15 protein-coding genes and 2 pseudogenes are annotated in these 17,969 nt (G+C 38.7%); 5 read left to right on the top strand and 12 right to left on the bottom strand.

The window, feature by feature from the left end:
- Positions 1 to 25 precede the first annotated feature (25 nt).
- Positions 26 to 868 carry an ABC transporter permease gene (locus KFZ56_RS08240; RefSeq protein WP_222641448.1) on the bottom strand — a complete coding sequence of 281 codons (843 nt, stop codon included), beginning with the start codon at positions 866 to 868 and terminating at the stop codon, positions 26 to 28.
- A pseudogene (locus KFZ56_RS08235) lies at positions 861 to 2,074 on the bottom strand (quaternary amine ABC transporter ATP-binding protein). The gene KFZ56_RS08240 and the pseudogene KFZ56_RS08235 overlap by 8 nt, the downstream one beginning before the upstream one ends.
- Positions 2,075 to 2,573: 499 nt before the next feature.
- Here KFZ56_RS08235 and KFZ56_RS08230 point away from each other — a divergent pair.
- On the top strand, positions 2,574 to 3,077 hold the full coding sequence (locus tag KFZ56_RS08230) for a GbsR/MarR family transcriptional regulator (protein WP_222641447.1): 504 nt from the start codon (positions 2,574 to 2,576) through the stop codon (positions 3,075 to 3,077).
- A gap of 8 nt (positions 3,078 to 3,085) precedes the next feature.
- Here the strand turns inward: KFZ56_RS08230 and KFZ56_RS08225 are convergent, their stop codons facing one another.
- Together KFZ56_RS08225 and KFZ56_RS08220 are read right to left on the bottom strand one after the other, a co-directional pair.
- Positions 3,086 to 3,442, bottom strand: a complete 357-nt coding sequence (locus tag KFZ56_RS08225; protein ID WP_222641446.1) for a DUF1878 family protein — start codon at positions 3,440 to 3,442, stop codon at positions 3,086 to 3,088.
- A gap of 216 nt (positions 3,443 to 3,658) precedes the next feature.
- Positions 3,659 to 4,561: a glycine betaine ABC transporter substrate-binding protein gene (locus KFZ56_RS08220; RefSeq protein WP_222641445.1), complete on the bottom strand. Its 903-nt coding sequence runs from the start codon at positions 4,559 to 4,561 to the stop codon at positions 3,659 to 3,661.
- A 532-nt stretch (positions 4,562 to 5,093) separates the two neighbouring features.
- On the opposite strand from KFZ56_RS08220, the gene KFZ56_RS08215 reads away from it, so the two are divergent.
- From KFZ56_RS08215 to KFZ56_RS08205, 3 genes are all read left to right on the top strand, one after another.
- Entirely contained in the window at positions 5,094 to 6,014 is a 921-nt protein-coding gene (locus KFZ56_RS08215) for a glycine betaine ABC transporter substrate-binding protein (RefSeq protein WP_255584940.1), read from the top strand.
- Positions 6,015 to 6,764: 750 nt separating this feature from the next.
- Positions 6,765 to 6,950, top strand: a complete 186-nt coding sequence (locus KFZ56_RS08210) for a hypothetical protein (protein ID WP_222644070.1) — start codon at positions 6,765 to 6,767, stop codon at positions 6,948 to 6,950.
- A 93-nt stretch (positions 6,951 to 7,043) separates the two neighbouring features.
- A complete protein-coding gene (locus tag KFZ56_RS08205) occupies positions 7,044 to 8,018 on the top strand; it encodes a peptidylprolyl isomerase (RefSeq protein ID WP_222641443.1) in 975 nt (324 codons plus the stop codon).
- A gap of 307 nt (positions 8,019 to 8,325) precedes the next feature.
- On the opposite strand, the gene KFZ56_RS08200 is transcribed toward KFZ56_RS08205, so the two are convergent.
- From KFZ56_RS08200 to KFZ56_RS08170, 7 genes and pseudogenes are all read right to left on the bottom strand, one after another.
- Positions 8,326 to 8,526: a sporulation YhaL family protein gene (locus KFZ56_RS08200; RefSeq protein WP_222641441.1), complete on the bottom strand. Its 201-nt coding sequence runs from the start codon at positions 8,524 to 8,526 to the stop codon at positions 8,326 to 8,328.
- Between the two features lie 66 nt (positions 8,527 to 8,592).
- Positions 8,593 to 9,543 carry a 3'-5' exoribonuclease YhaM gene (gene yhaM / locus KFZ56_RS08195; protein ID WP_222641440.1) on the bottom strand — a complete coding sequence of 317 codons (951 nt, stop codon included), beginning with the start codon at positions 9,541 to 9,543 and terminating at the stop codon, positions 8,593 to 8,595.
- 111 nt (positions 9,544 to 9,654) lie between these two features.
- Complete coding sequence (locus KFZ56_RS08190; RefSeq protein WP_255584938.1) at positions 9,655 to 10,203, bottom strand: GbsR/MarR family transcriptional regulator; 549 nt, start codon at positions 10,201 to 10,203, stop codon at positions 9,655 to 9,657.
- 47 nt (positions 10,204 to 10,250) lie between these two features.
- Positions 10,251 to 13,214 (bottom strand): ATP-binding protein, encoded by a 2,964-nt coding sequence (locus KFZ56_RS08185; RefSeq protein WP_255585318.1) that lies wholly within the window; start codon positions 13,212 to 13,214, stop codon positions 10,251 to 10,253.
- A 20-nt stretch (positions 13,215 to 13,234) separates the two neighbouring features.
- Entirely contained in the window at positions 13,235 to 14,461 is a 1,227-nt protein-coding gene (locus tag KFZ56_RS08180; RefSeq protein WP_222641437.1) for a metallophosphoesterase family protein, read from the bottom strand.
- Between the two features lie 99 nt (positions 14,462 to 14,560).
- Positions 14,561 to 15,810 (bottom strand): annotated as a pseudogene (locus KFZ56_RS08175) (ABC transporter permease).
- Positions 15,803 to 16,702, bottom strand: a complete 900-nt coding sequence (locus tag KFZ56_RS08170) for an ABC transporter ATP-binding protein (RefSeq protein ID WP_222641436.1) — start codon at positions 16,700 to 16,702, stop codon at positions 15,803 to 15,805. Before KFZ56_RS08170 ends, KFZ56_RS08175 begins: the two are co-directional and overlap by 8 nt.
- Before the next feature lie 228 nt (positions 16,703 to 16,930).
- Here KFZ56_RS08170 and KFZ56_RS08165 point away from each other — a divergent pair, with 228 nt between their 5' ends.
- Positions 16,931 to 17,116 (top strand): YhzD family protein, encoded by a 186-nt coding sequence (locus KFZ56_RS08165; protein ID WP_222641435.1) that lies wholly within the window; start codon positions 16,931 to 16,933, stop codon positions 17,114 to 17,116.
- 47 nt (positions 17,117 to 17,163) lie between these two features.
- Here the strand turns inward: KFZ56_RS08165 and KFZ56_RS08160 are convergent, their stop codons facing one another.
- Positions 17,164 to 17,934 (bottom strand): enoyl-CoA hydratase-related protein, encoded by a 771-nt coding sequence (locus KFZ56_RS08160; RefSeq protein ID WP_222641433.1) that lies wholly within the window; start codon positions 17,932 to 17,934, stop codon positions 17,164 to 17,166.
- Between the last annotated feature and the right edge of the window lie 35 nt (positions 17,935 to 17,969).

Genomic DNA, 17,969 nt, shown 5'->3' with positions numbered 1-17,969 from the left:
AAAGATACAGATTCCGGAAACATGCTTACTTTTTATTTGCCCCTTGCGTTAGACGGTCAAGTAACATCGCAACGATAACAAGAGACAAACCACCTTCAAAGCCTGGTCCAATTGCAACCTGTGTTACAGCTCTATATACAACTGTACCAAGACCGGGAGCCCCAACCATTGAGGCAATAACAACCATCGATAATGAAAGCATAATTGTTTGGTTAATCCCTGCCATGATGGTTGACATAGCAAGTGGTATTTGTACTTTACCTAACCTCTGACCAGTTGAGGAACCAAATGCATTGGATGCCTCAATCAGTTCCTCATCAACTTGTCGGATACCAAGGTTTGTGAGTCTTACCGTAGGCGGCATGGAGAATATAATCGTAGCTACAACTCCAGGCACCATCCCTAGGCTGAAGAAGACAACCGCTGGAATCAAATAAACAAATGCAGGCATCGTCTGCATAAAGTCCAGAATCGGAGTAAACACCGTCTCCACAGCTTTTTTCTGGGACATCCAAATACCAATTGGAATTCCGATGATCATTGATGCGACAACCGAGACAATAACCAATGACACGGTCTCCAGCGTTTCCGGCCAGTAGCCAAGATTATTAATAAGACCGAGACCAAGAAGTGCAAACAAACTGAGTTTCCAACTTGAAACCCACCATGCCAGAAGTGCTATTATTACAATCAGCAAAATAGGGGGAACAAACTCAAGCACTACCACAAAATTCTCTGTAATCAATCCAATTACAGAAGAAATAGCATCAAATACTGGTGATAATGAGTCCGTTAAAAAGTCAACAAACAATTCCACCCATTCTGCCAACGGAAGTTTTGGGAAAAGTGTTCCTTCTGCATCATTCATGTACTTCTTCACCCCCATTTCCGTTCAATACCTTATTATCACCGGCAAGAGCGGCGATAATTGCTCCTCTAACAACAATTCCAACCAACCTACCTTCATCATCCACTACGGATAATGGTGCCTTATCATCTGCCATCGGTTCAAATATATCCCCAAGCAATGTGTCCGGATGTACAGTTGGAATATCAGTTATTACAATATCCTCAAGGCCTTTACTTTCCTTGGATGCCGATGCAGCCTGCTCTGCCGTTACATAACCAAGTAATTTATGTTTTTTGTCAACCACATAAATCGTGGATACACCATTTTCTTTCATTAACCGAAGAGCAACATTTGGCCCCGATCAACGGTCACTGTTTCGGCACGCTTCATCACATGACTCGCTGTGAATACGTTGGCAAGATTAACGTCCTCGACGAAGCGCTCCACGTAATCATTAGCAGGATCCATTAAAATTTCTTCAGCTGTACCTATTTGTACAATCGCACCATCTTTCATCAGCGCAATCCTGTCTCCGATCCGAAGTGCTTCATCCAGATCATGTGTAATAAAAATGATGGTTTTGTGTACGGATTGCTGCAAATCCATCAATTCATCCTGCATATCTTTGCGTATCAATGGATCCAATGCACTAAATGCTTCATCCATTAGAAGGATATCCGGGTCATTAGCTAAAGCTCTTGCCAAACCAACCCGCTGCTGCATACCTCCAGAAAGCTCATTTGGGTACTTATCCAAATAACCACCGAGACCAACTAGTTCAAGCGCTTCACTAGCTCTCTTTTCTCGTTCAGCTTTGTCTGTTTTCTGAATTTCCAAGCCGTATTCAGCATTCTGAAGTATTGTTTTGTGCGGCAATAAAGCAAAGTTTTGGAACACCATGCTCATTCTTTTCCTGCGCATTTGCCGCAGTTGCTCCTTATTCATTTTTGTTATGTTTTCACCATCGAACCAAATATCACCTGAAGTTGGCTCAATCAATCGATTCAGCATGCGGACTAGTGTGGATTTACCACTACCGGATAGACCCATGATCACAAAGACCTCGCCATCCTGAACATCGAATGTAGCTTGATTAACACCCACTGTCATTCCGGTTAACTCCAGAATTTCATCTTTACCCTTGTTTTCATCCAGGTATTTGACAGCTTGTTTCGGGCGCCTGCCGAAAACTTTCGTTAATCGATCTACCTTTATTTTACTCATTTTTTCACCTCTCTTAACGACGAAAACTTGCATGCCGTTAATCTTTTATATAGTTTTTAGTTTCTCACAAATACTGCATGATCCATTTAATTGATTAACAAACTTTACTAGAGTTTGCCCATAGCCACAGAGCACCGAACCCTGCCATGTCCATTTTCCCCCTTTTTTAGCAATCTTGTACAACGAGGATAATAGTCATGCGACTTTTTTATTAGAATAAATCCATAAAACAACACCAATACACTATATTGGATTAAACGCTACGTTTAGTTGCCTCGTCTCAATCACTCTTCATACTATATACCATATTGCAATTATATTACAACCATTAAATCCTGTTGTTTTTGTATATATTTTTGTACAGTTTATTCTGTACGGAATTTATATAGGTATTCCTTCGATTTACTCCAGATTCCTTAAAATTCCTACCAAACTATCAATTTTCAATATAATGGAATTTGGTGTAACCTTATTTTAGCGATGTTTTAGGAGGGTTTATATGAGCATCCCTAAGAATGAAGAAATTAGAGATAATCTAATGATCGAATTTTCAAAAACAGTTGGGAATTTTGGTTTAAGCCCCGTGGAAGCACGTTTATTTGCTCATCTATATCTTTCAAAGGAACCATTAACACTTGATGATATGAGTGAGGCCTTGGGTAAGAGTAAAACTTCCATGAGCACAAGCGTACGCACCTTATCAGATTTAAATCTTGTTACACGTGTATGGAAAAAAGGGGTTCGAAAGGATTTATATCAAGCTAATAATCAATTATTTAAAACATTTATGAACTCCTATATAAATAAATGGATTGATACGACCAAACACCAAAAAGATGCTCTGGAAAATAATAAACATCTAATTGATCAGAAAAGGAAAGAAGAATCGTCAGAAGAACTCTCAAATCTGTATGAGCGTATGCATGACATTTTAGAATTTCATATACTTGTAGAAAGGTTATTTAGAAGTATGAAGGAAACGGGAATAGATGAAGCGGACTGATCCAAATTTCATCCTCTTCTCATTCTTTTTTCTTCGCGCTCTATAATAACTGTGAATTCCGCTAGTAAAGAAGGATAGTATCCCTCTTTTTTTAATGCATAAATGGTACTGTTGGGATCTAGTTTCTCGGTAAGCATGCCGGCAAATTGTACCAATAAAGAAGTGAAATCCAAAAACCCTTCTTCTTTTTGAATGTTATATTGCGCTTCTAATGTTTGTAATAAATGAAACAATTCCTTAAACTCTTTATATGTAACATTATTTTCTATAATCAGGTTAATAAATGGATACGCATTCAGATCTATAATTGTGGAAAGTAATTGTAAATGAAAGGACGTTGTGTCGTTATTATTTAACGTTGTCAATGATGAACTCCCCCTCAAATAGCGGATTTAAAAATACTGGATTCACTTAAATATTTTACCACTAATTTTAGGGAATAAAAGCGTAAAATCACTAATAGATGAAAATAGTCTTCTTTTTTCTAAAACGTTTCAAAAAAGCAACAAAATAAAAATGAATCCATTTTGAGACGAATCAAAATGGATTCACGATCTACGTATATTTGTACATATATTCGTTTAATCATCCTCTATTAAATCTTCAATGGAATCAATATCCATATATTCCGGAACTGTTAGTCCATTTCGTGTACCGGTCAGGTTAGCCCCTAAATCCTCAAAGTCTCCTTCAAACTCTTCATAATACGAGGCGTGTGTTGTAGGCATCCAAGCACCTATTGTAGCATCTGCACTACCATCAGCAACACCGGCAAACATTGGACCTGGTTCCACTTGTATTAATTCAACGGAATAATCTAATTCATTTTCCAATACGTATTTTACAACATTAGAACTTGCTATCACATCGGCCCAAGAAACATATGTAATCTTTACATCCGCCCCGTTCCCAGGCTCGACTCCTTCCGTCCAGGAATCTACCAGGTCTTCATTATCTTCCACCCATTCTTGTGCTGCGTCCTGTTCGGATTGACCTTCTTCAATTTTCATCATAACATCTTGCATGTGGTCCGGTTCCCACTGGAATTGATCGAAGAACGTATATGCACCAGGCATGTCTTTTTCTAAACCAAGACGTACAAGGGTGTTTATATCTTCTTCCCCACCAAAGGCCCCTTCAGGATCTTCCAGCATTTTCAGATCAAATCTGGAAAACATCCAATGTGGAATCCAGCCTGTCACAATGATTGGCTCCTCTTCTTCTATCGCACTCGTTAACTCCGCTAACATACCAGCCTCAGAGGATTCCTGAACTTCCCATGTGTCGTCAATACCATATGCAGGCAATACTTCATCGATTGTCATATCCATAATACCTGCGCCTGGATCAATTCCTGTGATATTATAATCAAGTTCTTCGCCAATAGAAGCATTTTCACCATTAGCTTCCTCGTTTTCTCCGCAAGCTGTTAAGGCTATCAACATAGCCAAAACAGCTATTCCCCCAAAAATTTGTTTTAACATGATGTTTCTCCTCCTTGGTTATTCGTTTCCAACTTTTAAACTATTAATTAGTATAAGCGTTCCAGAGCTACAATATCAAAGTCCAAAATCAATTTCTTCCTCTACTCAATTGTATAATCATAAAATGCTGTTCATTTAATTTGTACATGCTTAAAATACCTCTATTTTCCTTTAGTAAACTTCTATTTGTTAACTTTTTTATGATATTAAAGAGAATATAGTGAATTTCGGGTTATTTTTAAAAATAAAATGAAAATAGTTCAATATATTCATTTAATAGGCCCTATCTTCCTTAGATTTTTGTATAAGCTTGATAGCTTGGAAATACTCATTTTGATGATAGCTGCTAGTTTGATATGATGAAAAGCAGTTATGTGAATTTGCTGGTTTAACTAGTGCTGCCGTATAGTTAAACACTAACAATGTTCTTGACTTTATAGAACTGTTACATACGCAAATCTAAATATTAATGAAGGGGGTTTTTATCATATTTACAAATCGTAAATTTAAATTTATCTCGGGTTTTTTCGTCTTGATTCTTATCTTATTTTTAGCAGCATGTGGTGGGGATGACAGCGAGGAAACAAGCAATGATGCCTCTGCTGATGAGGGCTCTGAGGAGACAAGTGAAGGACCTGAAATAGGTCAGGAAGATTTGACCCAACCATACGTGGCATGGGCAAGAGAAACAGTTAGTACACATATGTTGGGTGCCCTGCTTGAGATGGTGGGCTATAATGTTGAATTGTCACAAGTAGAGGCTGGGGCGATGTGGTCTAGTGTTGCTGATGGTTCAGCTGATTTCCATACGTCCGCATGGCTTCCAGCAACGCACGCATCGTACTGGGAACAATATGAAGAAGATATTACGCAAGTCAAACAAGTACTTGATAGTGCACCACTCGCCTTAACTGTCCCAAGTTACATGGAAGATGTAAATACCATAGAGGATCTAAAGGACAATGAGGAACTTGGCGAATCCGTCGATTGGGAAATTGTCGGAATAGACCCGGGTGCTGGCATCATGGAAAATACGCAGGAAGTTATAGAAGACTATGGTTTGGATAATTGGGAATTGACAGCAAGCTCCGAAGCAGCAATGCTTACGCAACTTCAAGCAGCCATTGATAATGAAGAACCTATTGTAGTACCATTGTGGAAACCACATTGGGCCTTTGGCACAATGGATTTGAAAATGCTTGAAGATCCACAAGAAATATACGGCGGGGACGGCGACCAAATTTATACAGTTGCCCGTAATGATCTGGAAGAAGACGCCCCACGAGCTTATAAAGTGCTAGAACAATATGATGAGAATTATGAAATGATTGAAGAAATGATGCCAAAAGTTCACCAAGAAGAACAGGATCCCGCTGATGTGGTCCAAGAATATATTGAAAATAACCCCGATCAAGTTGACGAATGGCTTGACGGTATTCCAAGAGAAGAATAATAGATAGAACCGGGATGTTGCGTCATCCCGGTTCTATCTTTTTGCTGTGTGGGACATGAAGCCTAACCATAGCCGGTATCACGATGCGAAAATAGATAGTATCGTCGTCTAAGTGTTGAAACCTAAATCTGCGTGCTTTCTATGGTACATGATATGCTAATTTTACCCCTTTCCATGTACCATAGAATGATTCTATGATACATGCATATACCCGTTCCGTCCCAGCCATGTACCATAGAATAAGAATCCGATGCGCTGAAACTCGATTCCAGGCGCAAATACCGAACGTAGTCCATCGAATGCCGAAGTCCAAGCTCTGAAGCCCGAAACAGAATCAACGAACGCCGAACGTTGAATGTTGAAACCCGATATGCACGCATTGAATGCCGAACACGGTCTACTAAACGCCAAATATACATCCCCACCTCCCTCAAATGGAGCCGCAACGATCTTGCTCCGAGCCTCTTCCATATTTTTATTCCCTTCAATTTCAAATCCACACTGTTCATCTTGTTAATATTTTGGTAAAGTTATATTTATATATAGAGAAATATTAGGTGCTTTGGACGATAGTAAAAATTAGTAACTCTTAGACGAATGATATACCGCTGAGCGGGGGAAATATACGTAGACCCAGCGGGAGGAAAAGCATAGGTGAGCCTCCGACAGCCGCCTTAGGTATGCGAAGTATATTTCTGGAGCGGCTTTGGTCTAAAGCTTCTAAGCACCTTTTGGGGGGAGGTTTTTTTATTGATTTTTTATTTTATTATTTTCGGGCTAGCTGTCTTGCTTATTTTTAACGTATTAAATGATAAATTCTGCCGCATCATGGAAATGAAAATAGCAGAGCAGAGAAAGTTTTTTCGGGTCATTAATTTTATGCTTTTCATCTTACTTGTAAATGGCTATATACGCGTTTTAAATGTAATGGTCTAATTATACATAAAAACTACTTTTCTGCCACAAAAATATGGTATATTTATTTATATGTTCATAAAATGTGATAATAAGATTAGGAGTGTTCGTAGAATGAAAAAACTGGCAATGGCTGTAACAATTACAGCAGGCGTATTCACATTAGCAGCATGCTCTGATTCAGGAGATGAAGCAGTTGTTGAATCAGATGCAGGAACGATTACGCAGGACGAGTTTTATCAGGAGTTAAAGGACCGTCATGGTGAAGCCTTATTGCAGGAATTAGTAACCGTGCAGGTATTAGAAGAGAACTATGAAGTAGACGAAGATGCAGTCGATGAAGAAGTACAAGCTACAAAAGATCAGCTTGGCGATCAATTTGATATGGCACTTCAGCAACAAGGTATCACAGATGAGGATGAATACAGAGAAGTAGTACGTATTAGTATGCTACAGCAGCAAGCTCTTACAGAAGATGTAGACATTCCAGAAGAAGAAATTCAGGAAGAATATGATCGCAGGAATACAGAAATTGACGCACAACATATTTTAGTTGAAGATGAAGAAACAGCGAGTGAAGTAAAGGAACAACTCGATGATGGCGCTGATTTCGAAGAGCTAGCCAGTGAATATTCTATTGATGGTAGCGCAGAAGACGGTGGCGATCTTGGTTATTTCTCTGTAGGTGATATGGTACCTCCATTTGAAGAAGCAGCCTTCAGCATGGAAGAGGGAGAAATTAGTGACCCCGTTGCCACAGAGAACGGATTTCATATTATTAAAGTAAATGATAAACGTGAGGCAGAAGAATCAATTGGCGAATATGAAGATATGAAAGACAGTATTCGTGAGGATCTGGCGCTTGAACAAATAGATCCAGCCGAGTCACAACAAAAAATAAGCGAATTAATGGAAAATGCAAATATAGATGTGAAACTTGACGAATTTGAAGGCTTGTTTGATCCACCGGAAGAAGCACAGCAAAACCCGGAAGAATCCGGTGATACAGAATCGGAAGGTGAATCTGAAGATACGGAATCAGATGATGCTGAAACAGAAGAGAATAATGATGAGGGCGCGGAGGGCTAATATTTTGCAACCCTTCGGTTCAAGTTAATGAGGCTGGGACAAAACAAACGTGTTTCATTAAAAAGACGAACATTATCAAACTTAGCGTAGGGAATATGCGGAGACTCCAGCGGGAGGAAAGGCATAGGTGAGACACCGAAGTGCGATAGCAATCTTTTTTTGCGAGGAGTGCTGCCCCTCGAAGCCACTTGCAACACGAAGCGCACAAGGGGGCTCACCAGCCGCCCTAAGGTGCGCGAAGTATATTTCCGAAGCGATGTATGTTCGGAATCTATTTGTTAAAAATACTTTTGTCCTAGCCTCTCCTTTAATCGGACATTTGCCGTTTTCTTTGTTCATTTCTATACTGGCGCTCTGCTGCTATGCGATCCATGTATACCTTCCCCTCACGTTCAATAGACTGTTTCTGGAGACGTCGATCTGTCTGCATTGCTTTAAACGCCATAAAACCACTTAGAAATATGCAAATGATCATAACAAAAACCCACCAAGGTAATCCAAGTATCATTTATACAGCCCCCCTTGTCCATCCTCATAATCCCATATATATGTACAAAGAGGCGAAAAAATGACCTTATTTTTCTTCAAATAGGGGTTTATAAAATGCCCGATTATCCATAGCAAATAATCTCTCGGTGAATTCACCTGGTTTAACTTTATCCAATGCCCGATTTAACATATTCATTTTCGCATCTATTAAATCGATGAAATGCAGGATTTCCGCTTCACGAACTAATGGCGGCTTTGGGCTCCCCCATTCTGCTTTTCCATGATGACTTAACACGACATGTTGTAAAATTAACACCTCTTCTTCTCCTTCCATTTGCAGTTCTTTTGCCATTTGCCCGATTTCTTCTACCATCATCGGGATATGCCCCAACAGTTTCCCTTCTGTTGTATAGCTTGTTGTCACTACACCAGATAGTTCCTTTAGCTTACCGAGATCATGTAATATAATTCCTGCATATAATAAATCTTTATTAAGTTCCGGGTATAGATTATGTAATTCTCTGGCAATGGCAAGCATACTTACAATATGATGAGCCAGTCCGGAGACATATTCATGATGATTCTTAGAAGCCGCGGGGTACGTTAATATTCCTTCTTGATACTTTGTAATAAATGCACGGACAATTCGCTGCATTACCGGATTCTCCATTTCAAAAATGACCTCCGTTAACCGTTCCGATAAAATTTCCCTTTCAACTGGAGCTTTTTCAACAAAGTCTGAGACACGAACGCCATCTGTAGGTTGAGCAAGACGTACAGACTTGATTTTCAGTTGTGCTCTCCCGCGAAACTGATTAACTTCACCGCTAAGTCTAACAATTTGTTCCGGTATAAATACGGTTTCATCCTCCTTGGATGCATCCCAAAGCTTTGCATCAATTTCACCTGTAGCATCTCTTAATATTAAGGTTAAGAAAGGCTTTCCATTGCTTGCAACACCTTTTGTCGCTTCTTTAATTAACATATAACCGTCAAATGAATCGCCAACGGCAGTATATCCAATTCCCCTTCCCATTGAAAAAACTCCTTCCCCTGTTAAATAAAAAGAGACCGACGAAAAATTGGCTGATGCAATCATTTCATTGCATGCAAACCTATTCTTTTATGTCAATCCCTACAGTAATGTTTATTGGTTTTTTGGAATATAGTTAAAAATCTCTCCAGATTCCATGACATTAATGAATTTCATTAACCATTCATAATAATTTTTTGCATAATGGAGTCTTTCTACATCATCTTCTATTTTAACTTTTAACTCCTCATCGTCTGTTTCATCCCATAGCTCATATAACACAGCGATGGTTTCTTCCGCCTCTTCAATATTTGTTTCTGTTTGTTGACGCCAGCGATTACCAAATAAAGAAGTGAAGGATTTATACCAGTCTTCTTCTGATTCGTACAGGTCTTTACGAATTCCTTTTTTAAAGGTAGATTCTACCATTCTCATCTCGCTCAATGCTCGGACCCCTGTTGACATACTTGTTTTACTCATTACCAATGCTTCTCGCATATCATCCAGTGTCATCGGCTGACCGGAAAAATACAAGACGCCATATAATCGTCCTACAGAGGGTGTAATGCCATACAAATTCATGTTTTTTGCAATGACTTGAATGAATCGTTGAATCGTATCATCATATTTTTCCCAGTTTTTGGCCTCATTTTTCTCTGGCAATGGATGTCCCTCCATCTGCATAATTTCTAAAAATAGTTTATCATTATTTATTCATTTATGCGAACTGTATTCCCCAAACGCATAATTTCAGCACTTTTTGAACATTCAACCACTTCGTCCTTACACGTAAAAATGATCATTTGTTGCTCTTTGGCGATTTCCTCCATAATTTCCATAATCCGATTTGTACGCATGGTATCAAAATGTACAAACGCATCATCAATGATAAATGGTAATTGATGCCTGTCACTCATTATCTCACTTATTGCTATCCGTAGTGCAATATACAATTGATCAATGGTTCCTTGAGATAATTCATTCACTGTATAACGTAGATGATCATTTGCTTCTACTTGAAATGGCCTATTAGCAGTAGGCGCATAAATCTTGATATATGCGTTTCCTGTTATTTTTTCAAAATAGTGGGTCGCTTGATCGATCACTCTATTTATATATTTATTCCGGTAGTTACGCTTTGTTTCGATAAGCATTTCCTTCGCTGTCTTTACAATAGCCCATTGTTTCGCCTGTTTATTTAAATACTCCGTCTCCATTTGAAATCGATGGGCCGTTTCAGAAAGCGACTCAGATGATTCCAATGTCTTAAGTGTTGCATTTATTTCAGCAAGTTGATGCCGTTTTTCATTGATATTTAATTCCACTTGATCAATTTTAGATTGCGATTGCTGATGCATGATTTCCATTGTATCTTGATCATTGTTTTCTTCAAGCGCTTGTTTCAAAGCAGCTTGTGAAAAGGTCACACTAAGCTGTTCAAGACTCTGTTTGATGGTTGCTTCAATCTCTTGTTTCTCCTCCAATTGTTTTGCTTTCTTATAAAATGCATCGATACTTTCTACCTGCGCGATGTCCAGTAAAGCCGTTATTTCTTTTTCATACGTGCGCATCTTTTGTTTGAGAGCGCGTTGTTGTTGCCTGTTTTCTGCAATTAAGTTTTCGTAGTTTTCCAACTGCTTCATTGCAGTTTGATACGTATTTATTAACCGTTCAATCGTTGCAAATGCATCATCCATCGTTGTAGCAGGAGTTTCCCATTTTGTTGATTGTAAAAACGCATTAGCTTCTTGGCGTATCTCTTCTTGGGTTACTTGTAGTTGGTAGAATTCTCTGTCATTGTGCCGGCGTTCTTGATCTAAGTTTAAAAGGCGCCTCAAATGATGAAAGCATTCAGGCCAGTAACTGATTTCGATGTCACGTAAAAATGGATAAGTTTCGTGTTGGGCAGCTATTCGCGCATTTAATTCTTCTTCCCTCTCCACATGTATTCGACGCTTTTCATCCCATTGAATAAACTGGATATCGATAGCCTTTAATTGTTCTTTTAAAGACTGTAATTCATTGGCATATTTATCATGGAGAGCAAGTAACCTTTCTGCCTCTTCTCTTTCTTCATCTGTCGCCTGCATTGCAGGTGCTTGGGGATTTTCTTGGAGTAACATATTTTCTATATTTGTGATGGTGCTTCTCCCCCATAGCCATCCCCCGATGCCGATGATAACAAATAGTGGTATAAGATAGAAAATCCATATACTATTTGTAATGATCCCGCCTATACCTGCCAATAACGAGAATAAGATGCTTGCAAGCAAAAGATTCCTACTTTTCTTGTCTGTCGCCTGTTTGATTTCCTCCCATTCATTTCGTTTATCGGCAGCATAACGTTTTAGCTTTTGTAATACATCATGTTCTTTTTGTTCATTTATTTTTTCATGCAGTTCATGGTAACGTTCCTCCGTTAGCAATCCTTCTTCCAGTTCTTGCTGCTGATTAATCACATAATTTCGTTGCTGTTTTGCCTGGTTTCTCTCTTGCTGCAATTGTTTTTCTTCTAAGTGCAGCTGATCGGCATCATTTTTCAGCTGATTCCATGTTTTCTCGATATAAAAAGGAAATTCAATAGAAGCTAAATCAACTGCGTTTAACGCGATATTCAATTCATCAAGTCCTGCATTTATTTGCATGTCTTTCTTATGGATTGCGGCTTGCAGTCTTTCCAGGTCCTTTTCATTTTGTTTATATTGTTCCTTTTTTCGGAGTAGTTCTTGCCCATGGTTGTGAACAGATTTATTCTCCAGCTCTTCTTTTAGGGCTGATATTTTTTCCTGATACTGTTTTTGATTATCTTCCCAGGCAGCAAGTTCACTCGTTAAAGGAAGTAATTTTTCATTTACTTTTTCCAGACGATCGACACCATTTTCAGGGAAATCAATGTCAGCAGGATAGCTTGCCAATTGTTTGGAGCAATGATGATAATCATGAATAATCGGTAATGCATGCTGATGCTTTTCTATCGAAAGCAGGTTCTTTTTTTCCTGTTGCAGCTCATGATGCAATGTATTGATTTCATCTGTTAAGGAGGCTGCTTTTGCTTTCTTTTCCCGGTATTGCGCCTCCTCAGCTTGAAACGTATGTAAATGTTTAAAGCGTTCGTTCAATACCTCAAGTTGCTGATTCATTACTGGCTTTTTTCCATAGGGCTTGAATAACTCGCCAATTTGATTATCTAACTTTTTTTCAATCGCATAAATATTATTTGACCCGGTTAAACCAATACCGAGCAACACTTCCCCAAAATCATCCTCTTTCATTTCTGTAAGTGCATGTAAATCGAAAGCCGAGAAGGAAAAAATGGATTGATACGTGCTGTATGTCATCCCATTCAAACGATCTTTTAACCACGTTTCATCATGTTCTTGTCCATCATCAGTGAAACATATTGCCGCACCATTTCTGACCTCATCCAGTCGCTCGATTGTATATGTTCCTTCGATCGGATCAACAATGGTCAATCTACCACCCATTTTCCCGCTTGTTTTTGGACGGTAAAAAGCACGCTGTTTCGGTGGTAAGCCAAATAACATAAAAAGAATGAACTTCTGCAAGGTTGTTTTCCCAGATTCATTTTCTCCATAGATGATTTGAACGGATTCACTCGTAAAATCAATGTCATAATCAACCCATTTACCAAAACCATAAATCGTTGCATGCATTAACTTCAACCTAACTCACCTCAATCTTTAAGTAGCTCCATGAATAATAGTTGCTTTGCTTGTGTTTTTACGAACTCCTCATCTGTTTGGTTTAATGGTTCGATATATTTTCGCGCTTGTTTATGCTGATATAATTCTTTCAAAAAAGGCTGGATCGCTACTTCTTCAAAATGACGAGCTAATTCTCCAATGAAATGTTCGCCTTTATATAAATCTGTATCTAACAAAGAATGATACGTTTCCAAGGAATATCTGAAAATAAACTTCCAATTTTGTTGATGGGTTCGTGTTTCATTAACAAGTTCGATAACTTCGTCAAGATCGTTTTCATTCTCCCATTCCTTGAGCTTTGAATTGTCGCCGGTTAACGTCAGATCAATAAGCATTGGTGTAGAGCAAACGCAATTTTTCAACGCTTCTTGAATTTTATTTTCGATTTGATGAATTTCATTGCACATCGATACATCAACCGTTAGTATATGAAATCGTATGGCTTGAAGTGGAATAAAAGTCATGTCAGCACCTGTTTCTGTTAGTACAACATGGTAGCAGCCTTTTTCACCGGTTTCTTTTCGATGTCGCCCCTGAATATTTCCAGGATAAACAATCGGCGGATCTTGTTTTAATATCTCTCGCTGATGAATATGACCAAGTGCCCAGTAGTCAAAGGGATATTCCACTAAATCTTGAACTTGGAAAGGGGCATAAGTATCATGTTCTGTATTACTTTGAACACTCCCATGTAGCATGGCGATGTGGTATGGAATAGAAGGATCTGTCACCCTATATTCATCCACTTTCTTCGTTAATACTGCACGATTTTCATAGCTAAATCCATAAATAGCCACCTCTGTTTGATCATCTTTATGATACACAAATTGCCTCACCTGCTCATCCGGAAAAATATGCACATTATCCGGATAGGTAACCGGATGCATGTTTCCATTTATGTAATCATGGTTCCCATGCGACGCATAAACATGTATGTCATGGGATTCAAGTTTTTCAAAAGCGCGTCGCAAGCGTACCTGTGCCTTTAAGCTTTGTTTTTCATTATCAAACAAATCACCTGCTATAAGCACGAAATCAACCTGTTTATCAATCGCGACCTGGATCAAATAGTCAAGCGCAGTAAATGTACTTTCCAGTATTTCCTGAAAAATATGATCAGGCGCACCTGCTAATCCTTTAAACAGACTATCTAAATGCAGATCTGCTGCATGGATAAATGAAATTTGATTCGCCATTTTTTACACCTCTATTCTTCCCTCTTATTTTAGCAAAAACGAATAGCGAATGCACGTTCGAAATCAAAAGGCCACTCACAAGTGACCTTTTACTAAATTCTATTCCTTCTTCGATAACGTAAATGCTCTTTTCACATCTTTTAACGAGTTCGTTCCCCCATACATGAGAACACCACCTTTATATATACGTGCACCGATAATCGCCAACAGAACAATAGTTCCTACTAATAATCCAATAGATAAGACGACTTCCCATGCTGGAATATCCAGCATTCCGACACGTAAAAACATGATCATCGGTGCAAAAAACGGAATAAAGGAAGTTACCTTAACAAGTGCAGAATCTGGAATACTCAAGCCATAAACCGCAATGAAAAATGCAACCATAATTAACAAAATCATTGGCATCATCATTTGATTTGCGTCTTCTACTCTGCTGACCAGTGCGCCAAGCATTGCTGCAAGTGTTGCATATAGCAAGTAGCCAAGTATAAAAAACACAAACGCATAAATATATACCGATATAGAACCATCTTGTATCCCCAGATATTCAAAAACCCCCCTGTCAATGCCTCTTGTTTGGACATAATTAACGCATACCCGATTCCAACAAATAAACCTACTTGGGTTAATCCCAGTAACGCTATACCGGCAATCTTTGCAAACATATGCGTTACAGGAGGAGCACTGGATACCAGAATTTCCATCACTCTTGATGACTTTTCCGTTGCTACATCCGTTGCTATCATCTGTCCGTAAATAATGATTGCAAGGTATAAGACAAAAAGCATGATATAGACAATTCCTCTCGTTTGATTGAGCTCTTCTGAAGTTTTAGCCGTTTCATCTAATGCTACCGTCTCAAACATCACCGGTGCATATATTTCCTCTAATGTCTCCGCATCAATACCCGCTTGCTGTGTGGACAATGCTACTTTTAATTGCTGCAGTTGCTGCTCAATAACCATTTGATTACCGCTGTCCGAAATATCATTTGCGAAATAGATGCTTTCGGGTAATTGATTATCGTTTAATGTTAATACTATTAACGCCTGATATTCTTCCTCTTGAACAGCTGTTTTCGCCTCTTCTTCTGTATCATCGAATAAAACAAGTTCTACATTTTCATCTGTTTGTTCCATACGTTGGCTTAAAGGATCAAATAACTCTCCCGATTCGTCTATGACAGCAATCTGATCTTTGCTCCCATCCGAGAAGGCGTCCATAATTGGTTGAATATTAGCGACTCCAGCCATAAATAATAGTGTGATGATCGTACTAATTAAAAATGCCTTTGTTTTCACACGTGTCATATACGTATGTGACAGTATGATCCAGAATTTATTCATAAGAAGCACCAACTTTCTCAATGAAAATATCATTTAACGTGGGCTCTTCAAGCTCAAATTTACGAACAAATCCGTTTCCTTGCAATTCCGTAAAGACACCTCGCGCGACTGTCTCATTTTCAATCTCCAACTCACAGCCTTCTGTTACCCTTTTATAACTAACGATACCGGGATAATCCTGTAAAAATTCTAACGGAAAATCAGCATGAATAACTAAGCTCTTCCTGCCATAAGCTCGTTTTATCTCCGGTAACGTCCCCTGAACTACTGGTTTACCTTTATGTAGAATGCATAAGTGCTCACATAACTCCTCTACATGCTCCATTTGATGGGATGAAAATACAATCGATGTTCCTCTTTCTTTCAAGTCAATCACAGCTTCTTTCAACATTTCTACATTAACCGGATCGAGGCCGGAAAACGGCTCATCTAAGATTAGTAATTTTGGTTTATGGATAATCGCCGAAATAAATTGGATTTTTTGCTGGTTTCCCTTCGATAATTCTTCTATTTTTTTATCCATGTATTCCGGTACTTTGAATCGATTGAGCCATGCCTCTAGTTCAGTGATTATCGCATCTTTACGCATTCCTCGTAATTTGCCAAGATAAACAATTTGCTCTCTTACCTTTAATTTCGGATAAAGTCCTCTCTCTTCCGGCAGGTAACCGATCAAATGACTTTTATCATAATTAATCCTCTCCCCATTCCAGGAAATTTCCCCTTCTGTAATGTCCAGTAGTCCTAAGATCATGCGGAAGGTCGTTGTCTTTCCTGCTCCATTTCCGCCTAAAAAACCAAACATTTCTTTCTCTGGTATTTCAAGTGATAAATGGTCGACCGCCATATGATTACCAAACCGCTTTGTTACATCTTTGATTTTCAATGTCAACTTTCTCTCTCCTTCCCGATTAAAAACCCTGGCATGCCCACACTTTTAACGACGGATGCCAAAACCTGCCCCTATGCGTACTTACCTGTCAACAATAATACTATACGTTTTGACTTATGAATAGTTTCGTTTTTTGAAGATAAATGTTTTCTCATTTAGACTTGAAGCAGGATTTTTTGGAATGAATCAAGAATATATAATACAAAGCAGGCCAAGGAGGGTTTTCCATTGAAATCATATGCATTAACTGTCTTCTCTCAAACTGGTGAAAAATTACTGGATGAGTCCTTTGAGGCGGGAAGCGTTGACGAAGCAAAGGAAATTGGTCAATCACGATTGGAAAAAGAAGGATACAGCGAGTATACTCACCGATGTGTAACGTCAGATGCCAAATTAATATTATTTCATCGGTAAGAAAGTTAAAACGACTTCAGCCATTTTTTAGTGAAGTCGTTTTTCGTTTACTCCCCTTTAAATTCCGGCTTTCTTTTTTCTAAAAATGCCTGTACACCTTCCTGATGGTCCATCGTATGTCTCAGTTCCCATTGTGCTTTTCTTTCTTCCTCTACATAATACTCGAGTAGTTTTCTTTGCTTCATATGGTATATCATTTTTGTTTTAAGCATTGCCGTTAATGGCATATCCAGAAGCTTTTGTCCGATATCTATTGCTTCTTTAACTACTTGTTTGTCTGTCAATATATCAACAAGTCCCATTGCCATTGCCTGTTGCCCATCGACTTGTTTCAAGTTCCATGTGAACTGCTTGGCCTTATTCGTGCCAAGACGCTCTTTCAGTAAAAAATGACCTCCACCATCTGGTGCTAAACCGATTCCAAGAAATAGCATCCCCAACCTCGTTTCATGTTGAGCAATGACGTAATCTGCCGTCAAAGCTAAACTAAGACCTAATCCGGCAGCAGACCCATGAACCGCGGAAAGAACAATCTTTGGCATCATATAGAGTTTTAGTACAATTTTTCCAATCGTCTTCATGACATCATCAAAGAATTCCTTATCCGCAAAATCCTTCATCATCCCGACATCTCCACCAGCAGAGAAGGCATTTCCATATCCGGCTAACATAACAATTTTATCATCATTTTTCTCAACCGTTTCCAAGACGTTCCATAATTCTTTCAGCATTTTTTTGTTAAATGCATTATAGCGCTCTGGGCGATTCAAATAAATAAACGAAGTATGGTTATAGCTTTCCAATATTACCGTGTCCAATATAAATACAACTCCTTTTAATGTCTATCTCCTTT

It is taken from the genome of Virgibacillus sp. NKC19-3 (genome assembly GCF_019837165.1).
GTDB classification, from domain to species: domain Bacteria; phylum Bacillota; class Bacilli; order Bacillales; family Amphibacillaceae; genus Virgibacillus_L; species Virgibacillus_L saliphilus.
The sequence above is the reverse complement of the archived record's forward strand: the minus strand, read 5'-3'. Positions and strand labels throughout refer to the sequence as shown.

Coding starts and splice junctions, on each gene's coding strand:
- KFZ56_RS08240 (WP_222641448.1), bottom strand. CDS start 868: ATGAATGATGCAGAAGGAACACTTTTCCCAAAACTTCCGTTGGCAGAA.
- KFZ56_RS08230 (WP_222641447.1), top strand. CDS start 2,574: ATGAGCATCCCTAAGAATGAAGAAATTAGAGATAATCTAATGATCGAA.
- KFZ56_RS08220 (WP_222641445.1), bottom strand. CDS start 4,561: ATGTTAAAACAAATTTTTGGGGGAATAGCTGTTTTGGCTATGTTGATA.
- KFZ56_RS08205 (WP_222641443.1), top strand. CDS start 7,044: ATGAAAAAACTGGCAATGGCTGTAACAATTACAGCAGGCGTATTCACA.
- KFZ56_RS08200 (WP_222641441.1), bottom strand. CDS start 8,526: ATGATACTTGGATTACCTTGGTGGGTTTTTGTTATGATCATTTGCATA.
- yhaM (WP_222641440.1), bottom strand. CDS start 9,543: ATGGGAAGGGGAATTGGATATACTGCCGTTGGCGATTCATTTGACGGT.
- KFZ56_RS08185 (WP_255585318.1), bottom strand. CDS start 13,214: ATGCATGCAACGATTTATGGTTTTGGTAAATGGGTTGATTATGACATT.
- KFZ56_RS08180 (WP_222641437.1), bottom strand. CDS start 14,461: ATGGCGAATCAAATTTCATTTATCCATGCAGCAGATCTGCATTTAGAT.